Below are 8,950 nucleotides of genomic sequence, written 5' to 3'. Positions count from 1 at the left end.
TGCGCCTGAACGTGGTGTGGGTGGTGTACTGCGCCTTCATGGCGGCCCTCAACGGCTACGTGGCAGCCTTTTACAGCACCGAGGCCTGGGTGAACTTCAAACTCTGGGGTTATGCGTTTCCGCTGGTTTTCATCATTGGCCAGGGCTTCTACATTTCGCGTTACTTAAGTGACGACACCAACCAATTGCCCAACCCATGAGCACCATCCCCACGGCTGCGGTCCTGCAGCAACGCCTGCATGCACGTTTGTCACCGCAGGCACTGGAGGTGATTGACGAGAGCGCCCAGCACCATGGCCACGCGGGTGCCAATGGCCTGGGCTATGGCACACACTTTCGGGTACGCATCACTTCACACTTATTTACCGGCAAGTCGCCGGTGGCACGCCATCGTCTTGTGTATGATGCGCTGCAAGATTTCTTGGCAAATGGCCTGCACGCGCTGGCCATTGAAGCCAAAGCGCCCGACACCAACTGATGCGGGCCGAAACCCCACTCCAAACTTTTCATTTTTTGCAACCCTGGAAATTCGCATGAAGAAAGCACTTTTGCCCAGCCTCGCGCTGGCTACCCTGATCGCCGGTCTGACCCCGCTGGCCTTTGCCCAGAACATCGCCATCGTCAATGGCAAGGCTGTACCCAAAGCCCGCGCCGAAGCGCTGAGCGAACAGGTCAAGCGCTCGGGCCGACCCATCACCCCGGAGATGGAACAACAGATCAAGGACGAGGTGATCGCCCGCGAGATCTTCATCCAGGAAGCCCAGAAGCAGGGTCTGGACACCACCGAAGACTTCAAGACACAGATGGAGCTGGCCCGTCAGACCATCCTGATCCGTGACCTGTTCACCAACTACCAGAAGACCAACGCCGTCACCGATGAAGAAGTCAAGGCCGAGTACGACCGCTTTGCTGCCGCCAACAGCGGCAAGGAGTACAAGGCTCGCCACATTCTGGTAGACAAGGAAGACGACGCCAAAGCGATCATCGGCAAACTGAAAAAAGGTGCCAAGTTTGAAGACATTGCCAAAAAAGAGAGCAAAGACCCAGGTTCTGGTGCCAAGGGGGGTGACCTCGATTGGGCACCTGCCGGCAATTATGTGGCCGAGTTTTCTACCGCGCTCACCGCACTGACCAAGGGCAAAATGACCGAGACACCTGTCAAGTCGCAGTTTGGTTATCACGTGATCCGGCTCGATGATGTGCGCGACGCGCAGCTGCCGCCGCTGGAACAGGTCAAGCCGCAGGTGCTGCAGCAGTTGCAGCAACAAAAACTGGCCAAGTACCAGAACGACCTGCGCACCAAGGCCAAGGTTGAGTAAGCGGGCCTAGAACCACGCACCCACAAGCGGCTCCAGTAGCCGCTTTTTTGTTGAGGACTCCCACTGTGTGCCACTTGCGCGTCGTCACGATGATTCTGGTCTGTGTCGGAATGCTGTGCCTGCCCGCCTGCACCGAACCGGAGCGCACGCTCTGGGGCGGGTATGCGCAGGGCGATTACCTTTATCTGGCGGCGCCCTTGAGCGGGCGACTGGTGGCGGTCGCGGTGACGCAGGGGCAAATGGTGCCAGCCGATGCGGCACTGTTCACGCTCGACGACGAACCCGAGCGCGCCGCTTACGCTGAAGCCAGTGCCCGCCTGACTGCCGCACAAGCGCAAGCGACCAATGCCGGCAAGGGGCGCCGCGTGCCCGAGCTGGCGGTCACCCAAGCGCAATACCAGCAGGCGCAGGCGGGCCTGAACCTGGCACAACACGATCTGGCGCGCCAGCAGCAACTCGCCAGGCAGGGATTTGTGGCAGCCGCCCGGGTGACTGACGCCCAGACCGCGTTGCAGCAGGCGCAAGCGCGGCTGGCTGAGCTGGCAGCGGCGCTGCAGGTGGCAGGCTTGCCGGCCCGCCAGGACGAACAGCAAGCAGCCCAAGCCGGCAGCGCAGCCGCACGCGCGGCACTGCAGCAGGCCGCCTGGCGGGCGCAGCAGAAACAACAGGTCGCACCGACCGCCGCCACCGTGGCCGAAGTGTTTTTTCAGCCCGGCGAATGGGTTCCCGCCGGGCAACCGGTACTGTCGTTGTTGCCACCGGCCAATGTGCTGGCACGGTTTTACGTGCCACAGGCGGCACTGTCCAGCGTACCACTGGGGCAGGTGGTACACGTCCGCTGTGACGGCTGTGCCAACCCGATCACGGCCCGGGTGATTCGCGTGGCGACCCAAGCCGAGTTCACGCCCCCGGTGATTTATTCGAACGCCCAGCGCGCCAAAATGGTGTTCATGGTCGAGGCGCGGCCCGATCAGCCCGGTCGACTGCAGCCGGGCCAGCCAATCGACGTGACGTTGCCCCAGGGGTCAGCCGTGCCATGAACCCGTGGGCCATCGACGTCACGGGCTTGAGCAAAGCGTACGCGGGCCGCACCGTGGTCGATCAGCTGAGCTTGCAGGTCGGTAGCGGTCGCATCTGCGGTTTTCTGGGGCCCAATGGCAGCGGCAAGACCACCACCATCCGCATGTTGTGCGGGCTGTTGGCACCTGATGCCGGCAGCGGCAGTTGCCTGGGGTTCGATATTCGTTGCGAATCCCGGCAAATCAGATGCCAGGTCGGCTACATGACACAGAAGTTCGGTCTGTACGAAGATCTCAGCATCCGCGAGAATCTGGACTTTGTGGCACGCCTGTTCGAACTGCCACAGCGCCAGCATGCGGTCGACCAGGCGCTGAGCCGACTCGGCCTGGGGGCACGCCAGCGCCAACTGGCCGGGTCGCTGTCGGGTGGTTGGAAACAGCGCCTTGCGCTGGCAGCCTGCCTGATTCATCAGCCACGCCTGCTGTTGCTGGACGAGCCCACGGCGGGTGTCGACCCCAAGGCGCGGCGCGATTTCTGGGACGAAATCCACACCTTGGCGGCACAGGGCATCACGGTACTGGTGTCCACCCACTACATGGACGAAGCCGAACGCTGCCACGACCTGGTCTACATCGCCTATGGCAAGATTCTGGCGCGTGGCACCGCCAGCGAGATCGTGGTCGATTCCGGCCTGAAGGTCTGGCGGGTGCAGGGGCCGCATGCCGGGCGCATCGTCGAACCACTCAAGCACCTGCCGGGCATCCTCAGTGTGGCGGCCTTTGGCAATGCGGTGCACGTGGCGGGACTCGACGAGCAGCAGGTCTGGCAGGCACTGCAAAGCCTGCCGCAAACTGAAGCACTCACCATCACACCCCAGGCACCCGACCTGGAAGACGTGTTCATCAGCCTGATCGCCGGTGCCCGTGACAATTTTGGGGACGCAGCAGCATGAGCAGATTCTCGTGGCGGCGCGCGCTGGCAATCTTTATCAAGGAGTTCCAGCAAATGATGCGTGACCGCCTGACCTTCGCCATGGCGGTTGGGATTCCGATCATGCAACTGGTGTTGTTTGGCTACGCCATCAATACCGACCCCAAAGGTCTGCCCACCGCCTTGGTGAACACCGACCGCGGACCGATGTCACGCAGTATTGCCGCGGCGCTGCAGCACACCGGGTACTTCCGCATCGCCTACAGCGGCACCAGCGAGTCCGAAGCCCAGGCCCTGCTGGCGCGTGGGCAAGTGCAGTTTGTGATCGTGATGGGGCCAGATTTTTCGCAGCAACTGGTGCGGGGGCATCGCCCGGTCCTGATGGTTTCAGTGGATGCCACCGACCCATCAGCCTCAGGCAACGCCATTGCCGCACTGAGCAGCCTGGCGACCCAGGCGCTGCAACATGACCTGAACGGGCCGCTGCAGGCGCTGCAGCCAGGCCACGGCCCGTTCGAGATTCGCATCCACCGTCACTACAACCCTGAAGGGCTGTCGCGCTACAACATCGTGCCTGGCCTGATTGGCACCATTTTGACCATGACCATGGTGATGCTGACCAGCCTGGGCATGACACGCGAGCGCGAGCGTGGCACCATGGAAAACCTGCTGGCCACCCCGGTGCGCCCGGGCGAAGTGATGGTCGGCAAGATCCTGCCCTACGTGGTGTTGGGTTATGTGCAGTTGGGCGTGATCATGGTGGCGGCGTTTGCCCTGTTTCAGGTGCCCATGGAGGGCAGTTTTGCCCTGCTGATGGCGATGATCGGTGTCTTCATCGTCGCCAATCTGGCGGTGGGCTTCACCTTTTCGACGGTGGCGCGCAACCAGTTGCAGGCGATGCAGATGACGTTTTTCTTTTTCTTGCCGTCCATGCTGCTGTCGGGTTTCATGTTCCCGTTTCGCGCCATGCCGGTGTGGGCACAGTACATCGGCGAGGTGCTGCCACTGACGCACTTTTTGCGCATCGTGCGCGGCATCCTGCTCAAGGGCAACGGCGCCAGTGAACTGTTGCCTGAACTGTGGCCGATGCTGGCTTTTATGGTGGCCGCCGGCGCGCTGGCCCTGCACCGCTATCGCCAAACCCTGGATTGACGCGCGATGGACGCGCCACCCGAGCCGCGTATCTGCCGGGGTCCCGAGCGTATTACCATCGACACTCCCAATCATGGAGGCAGTATGTTGAACTCTTTGTTGAAAATCGTTCTGGCGGTGGTGATGATGCTCTTGGGCTTGGGCCTGGCCAATGCCGCTGAGCCCAAGCAGGAGCACCCGCTTTTTAACAAGCTCGATGGCTTTGAGCTGTACACCAGCAAGTCATCCAAGTTTGAAGCCTACAAGTTCCAGCTCAAGAACGAAAAAGTTGTTGTCGAAGGCAAGTACTTCGATATTCGCTACAAGCTGACCAAAGGTCAGGATCCACCCGGTGGTCTGTATGTGATCCGCAATTTCACCAACGCGGTCAAACAGGTGGGCGGCGAAGTCCTGTACGAAAGCAAAGACAACGCCGTGATGCGCATGACGCAGGGCGGCAAGGAAATCTGGGTACGCATCAACTGTGCCGCCAACGGCGTCTGGTACTACCTCAACATCGTCGAAAAAGGCGAAATGAAGCAGGAGGTGGCCGTCAACAAGTTGCTCGATGCCATCAATGCCACCGGCCGTGCCACGGTGTACATCAACTTTGACAGCGCCAGCGCCAAAATCAAACCCGACGGCAAGCCGGTGATTGACGAGATACTCGACCTGCTGCGCCAAAGCCCCACCCTGAAGCTGTCGATCGAAGGCCATACCGATGCCGACGGCAACGCCGATGGCAATCAGAAACTTTCGCAGGAGCGTGCCCAGGCGGTGCAGGCTGCGCTGACCGCCCAAGGTGTGGCGGCAGCACGTCTGAGTGCCAAGGGGTTTGGCCAATCCAAACCGGTGGCCGACAACACAACCGACGCCGGCAAGGCCAAGAACCGCCGGGTTGAGCTGGTCAAGGTGAACTGAGCGTTGCCTGCAGGTTCTGCCCGGCTGGACTATAGTCTTGACACGCCACAGCCTGTCAAGGAGCAGCATGCACCGCTTTCAAACACACCCGCAACGCCGCTTGCGCATCGCCAGCCTGCTTGCCATCGCTGGCAGCGTCTCGGCGCTGGCAATGGCCGATGTACCCCAGCATCTGAGTGCAACGGTGGATGGCAAACGCTTTGAAAGCGACGACGACAGCATCACCTACCTGTTACCCCGAAAAAGTGTGCTCAACCTGATCGCCAAAACCAAGGGGGCGTCTGCCTATCCGCCGCCCAAAACCCCGGTTGACCAGCTTTCCATCATCTGCAACCACTTTGAGTCCAAACCGGTGAAGTTCTCTTTCCCGAAGGCGGGCAGCCCTAGTTGCGAGGTGCGCTTCAGCAAAGGTTTGAGCAAGGAGATGTTTGGCGACCCACAAGCCGAGTACAGGCTCGTGGATGGCAACAACCTGCTCGAAATCACCTCGGTTCAAGGCAAGGTGATTGAAGGCAAGTTCAGTTTTGAGCTGGTCGAGATCAAGACCAAGGCCCGCTTGACCATCAGTGGCGGCATGTTCAAGGCCGAGGACCGCCAGCTGTAAGCCAGCCCAGCAACATCAGCCCGCCGATCAGCACTGGTTGGTGCAGCAGGTAATAGCTCAGGCTCCAGCGGCCCAGCACGGACAGCGGTTGAAATGCAGCGGGTAAGCCCTGCCAATGCAGGCGCGTGCCATGCCGCCGCAGAGTATGACCAACGGCCACGCCCCACCACATCACGCCAAGCCAGGGGAACAGCGGCACATAGTCTTCGGTGACCGGTTTCTGGGTGATCCAGCCCAGCCAGTTCAGAGCCGGTCCGTTAAAAAATGCATCCAATTGGCCTCCAGCCCAGACAGATAAAGCGTAATAAGCTATGAACTTGGAGGCAATGGCAAGCCCACCAAGTGGCCATAACCAGCCCCCCCAGTGAGCCGTAAGGCGCGTCACGATCAACATCAGCGCCATACCGTGCAAGACACCAAAATAGATGAAACTGTTGGGGTACATCCACCACGACCCCAGAGTCACCAGCATCGCAGCGCCCGCAACCTGCAGCCAACGCCGCCAGAAACGTGGCCAACCCAGCCCCTGATCACGGGCAAACGCCTGCCCCAGACCCGCGCAGAACAGGAACAGACTCACAATCAGCGTGCGCTGCCAGGTCCAGACCGGGTTGCGGTAAAAGTCCTGCTGAATGTAGCCAAAGTGATTCAGATCAAAACAGAAATGGAACACCGTCATCCACAACATGGCCAGGCCACGCAGGGCGTCAAGAAGTGCAGATCGAGCGCTTGGCATGGCCACAAGTGTAGTCAGCCCGTCGCAAGGGCACGCCGCGCCGGCGTTGATGCACAGGAGCCTCAGTGCAACTGAATCCCCCCCGCTGCCGCCCCCTTGCCCGCACGCGCCGGTGGCGTGCACAGCCCGCACTCAAAATGCCGCGCATTCTCATAGGGTTCACTCACAAAATGCCCGCCACACTTGCTGCACTTGGTCATCGCCAGCATGTTGTTGTCCACAAACTTCACCAGCCGCCAGGCACGGGTGATGCTCAGCAGGGGTTCCACCCCACAGGTGGCAATCTGCGCGGTGTACAGGCGGTACGCCTTCATGATGGCGTCGATATCGTCCAGCGCACTCACCTTGTTCAGATACTCATAGGTATTGAGAAACAGTGAGGCATGGATATTGGGCTGCCAGGTCAGAAACCAGTCGGTGGAAAAAGGCAACTGACCCTTGGACGGTGACTTGCCTGCCACCTCCTTGTACAGACGCAGCAGCCGCTCGTAAGACAGGTCGGTCTCACTTTCGAGCACCTGCAGGCGGGCACCGAGCTGAATCAGCGCCACAGCACGTTCAACCTGTTTGGAGTCATTCAATACACTTTTGGTGGATGCGGTGGCCATGGTGTTCTTTCTAGTCAGTTGGGGACAGAGCAGACTTCACAAGGCTTGCTCAAAACGCCCGGCCATCAGAATGCTGGCGTGCAACTTGGTGGTGGCATCGTTGTCGACCTTGGCCGGCGTGTGGTTGGTCAGCAAGCCCCAGACCATGTCGTCATCCACCCGGAAGCGGCACAACAGCATCGGGCTGGAGGCAATCTTGAGGATCTGCGCGGGTGACAGCATGGCGATCATGTCAGCCGACTCCTCGGAGATGCCCAGGCGAAACAGCGCCTCGGCCTTGTCACGACGGATCACGTTCTGGGCCAGCATCAGATAGGTGAGGTTGGCGTCGCGGATTTCTTGCGAGAGTTGGTCGTCGTTCATGGTGGGCTTTCGGAAAAACTGGGTCAAATGATTGGATGGTGTTTGCGGTGCATTTGCCGCGTTCACTGCCTTGGGACCGATTCTGGAAGCCTGTGCCAGAAACTTGAATCAGCGTTTGGCTGGAACCGCTGTCAGGGTTTGGGGTGGCGGGTGTCAGGGAAATTCCTACAGCGGCGATGTGATGCCATGGCACGCCGATAATCGCGCCCCATGTCACTTCTTTCACATCAGCTTGAACTGTTGGCTCCGGCACGGGACGCTGCCATTGGCATCGAGGCCATCAACCACGGGGCCGACGCGGTGTACATCGGTGGTCCGGGCTTTGGGGCGCGCTCCAGCGCCGACAACTCAGTTGCGGACATTGCCCGGCTGGTCAGCCACTCACACCGTTTTAATGCCAGAATTTTCGCCACCCTCAACACCATCCTGCGTGACGATGAGCTTGAGCCTGCCCGCACCCTGGCCTGGCAACTGTACGACGCGGGTGTGGACGCGCTGATCATCCAGGACATGGGCCTGCTCGAACTCGACCTGCCACCCATCGCCCTTCACGCCAGCACCCAATGCGACATTCGCACGCCGGAGAAAGCGCGTTTTTTGCAGGATGTGGGCCTGAACCAGATCGTGCTGGCGCGCGAGCTGACGCTGGCACAGATCGCCGCCATTCGCGCCGCCACCGACCCGACACGCGCCACGCTCGAGTTTTTTGTGCATGGTGCGCTGTGTGTGGCCTACAGCGGCCAGTGTTACATCAGCGCAGCCCACACCGGGCGCAGCGCCAACCGCGGTGAATGCAACCAGGCCTGCCGCCTGCCCTACCAGGTGATCGACGACAAGGGCCGCTTTGTGGCGCACGACAAGCATGTACTGAGCATGAAAGACAACAACCAGAGCGCCAACCTGGCCGCGCTGGTGGACGCCGGGGTGCGCAGCTTCAAGATTGAAGGCCGCTACAAAGACATGGCCTATGTGAAGAACATCACCGCACATTACCGCGTGTTGCTCGACCAACTGATCGAGGAACGCCAGCACGGTGCCAGCCCCTTGGCGCGCGCCAGCAGCGGGCGCACCACCTTTGCGTTCACGCCCGACCCAAACCAGAACTTCAACCGCGAGTTCACTGACTATTTTGTCAATGGCCGCCAGGACACCATCGGCGCCTTTGACAGCCCGAAAAACCCGGGCCAGCCGATTGGCCATGTGAGCCAGGTCGGGGTGAACTGGATCGAATTGACGCTGACTGATCGCGCCACCACGCTGCACAATGGAGATGGTCTGTGTTACTACGACCTGCAAAAGGAGCTGGCCGGTCTGGCCA

At 60.5% G+C, this 8,950-nt stretch carries 12 protein-coding genes; 9 read left to right on the top strand and 3 right to left on the bottom strand.

All coding sequences use genetic code 11. From position 1 onward, the window contains the following. The 8 genes from KBF66_RS17555 to KBF66_RS17520 all read left to right on the top strand — a co-directional run. A partial coding sequence (locus KBF66_RS17555; RefSeq protein WP_296660435.1) for a septation protein IspZ occupies nt 1–200 on the top strand: 200 nt, incomplete at its 5' end. Next, nucleotides 197–478: a BolA family protein gene (locus KBF66_RS17550; RefSeq protein ID WP_296660431.1), complete on the top strand. Its 282-nt coding sequence runs from the start codon at nt 197–199 to the stop codon at nt 476–478. The genes KBF66_RS17555 and KBF66_RS17550, both read left to right, overlap by 4 nt. Before the next feature lie 55 nt (nt 479–533). Next, a complete protein-coding gene (locus KBF66_RS17545) occupies nt 534–1,319 on the top strand; it encodes a peptidylprolyl isomerase (protein WP_296660428.1) in 786 nt (261 codons plus the stop codon). Between the two features lie 65 nt (nt 1,320–1,384). Then, entirely contained in the window at nt 1,385–2,359 is a 975-nt protein-coding gene (locus KBF66_RS17540) for an HlyD family secretion protein (RefSeq protein WP_296660426.1), read from the top strand. Continuing rightward, a complete protein-coding gene (locus KBF66_RS17535; RefSeq protein ID WP_296660424.1) occupies nt 2,356–3,291 on the top strand; it encodes an ABC transporter ATP-binding protein in 936 nt (311 codons plus the stop codon). Before KBF66_RS17540 ends, KBF66_RS17535 begins: the two co-directional genes overlap by 4 nt. Then, the gene (locus KBF66_RS17530) at nt 3,288–4,421 is read left to right on the top strand and encodes an ABC transporter permease (RefSeq protein ID WP_296660420.1); all 1,134 of its coding nucleotides are present in this window, start codon (nt 3,288–3,290) and stop codon (nt 4,419–4,421) included. The genes KBF66_RS17535 and KBF66_RS17530 overlap by 4 nt, the downstream gene beginning before the upstream one ends. 84 nt (nt 4,422–4,505) lie before the next feature. Further along, a complete protein-coding gene (locus KBF66_RS17525) occupies nt 4,506–5,321 on the top strand; it encodes an OmpA family protein (RefSeq protein WP_296660416.1) in 816 nt (271 codons plus the stop codon). 67 nt (nt 5,322–5,388) lie between these two features. Further along, a complete protein-coding gene (locus KBF66_RS17520) occupies nt 5,389–5,925 on the top strand; it encodes a hypothetical protein (RefSeq protein WP_296660414.1) in 537 nt (178 codons plus the stop codon). Here KBF66_RS17520 and KBF66_RS17515 read toward each other — a convergent pair. The 3 genes from KBF66_RS17515 to flhD all read right to left on the bottom strand — a co-directional run bounded on the left by KBF66_RS17515 (nt 5,900) and on the right by flhD (nt 7,632). Beyond that, nucleotides 5,900–6,661: a heparan-alpha-glucosaminide N-acetyltransferase gene (locus KBF66_RS17515; RefSeq protein WP_296660411.1), complete on the bottom strand. Its 762-nt coding sequence runs from the start codon at nt 6,659–6,661 to the stop codon at nt 5,900–5,902. The genes KBF66_RS17520 and KBF66_RS17515 overlap by 26 nt on opposite strands. Before the next feature lie 62 nt (nt 6,662–6,723). Next, the gene (flhC, locus tag KBF66_RS17510) at nt 6,724–7,269 is read right to left on the bottom strand and encodes a flagellar transcriptional regulator FlhC (protein ID WP_296660409.1); all 546 of its coding nucleotides are present in this window, start codon (nt 7,267–7,269) and stop codon (nt 6,724–6,726) included. Nucleotides 7,270–7,305: 36 nt separating this feature from the next. Beyond that, the gene (gene flhD, locus KBF66_RS17505) at nt 7,306–7,632 is read right to left on the bottom strand and encodes a flagellar transcriptional regulator FlhD (RefSeq protein ID WP_296660407.1); all 327 of its coding nucleotides are present in this window, start codon (nt 7,630–7,632) and stop codon (nt 7,306–7,308) included. 210 nt (nt 7,633–7,842) lie between these two features. Between flhD and KBF66_RS17500 the strand changes: the two genes are divergently transcribed. Beyond that, nucleotides 7,843–8,950: peptidase U32 family protein (locus KBF66_RS17500; RefSeq protein WP_296660404.1), on the top strand; the 1,108-nt coding region annotated here is incomplete at its 3' end.

The organism is Rhodoferax sp. (genome assembly GCF_018063565.1).
In the GTDB taxonomy this organism is placed as follows: Bacteria; Pseudomonadota; Gammaproteobacteria; order Burkholderiales; family Burkholderiaceae_C; genus Rhodoferax.
The sequence above is the reverse complement of the archived record's forward strand: the minus strand, read 5'-3'. Positions and strand labels throughout refer to the sequence as shown.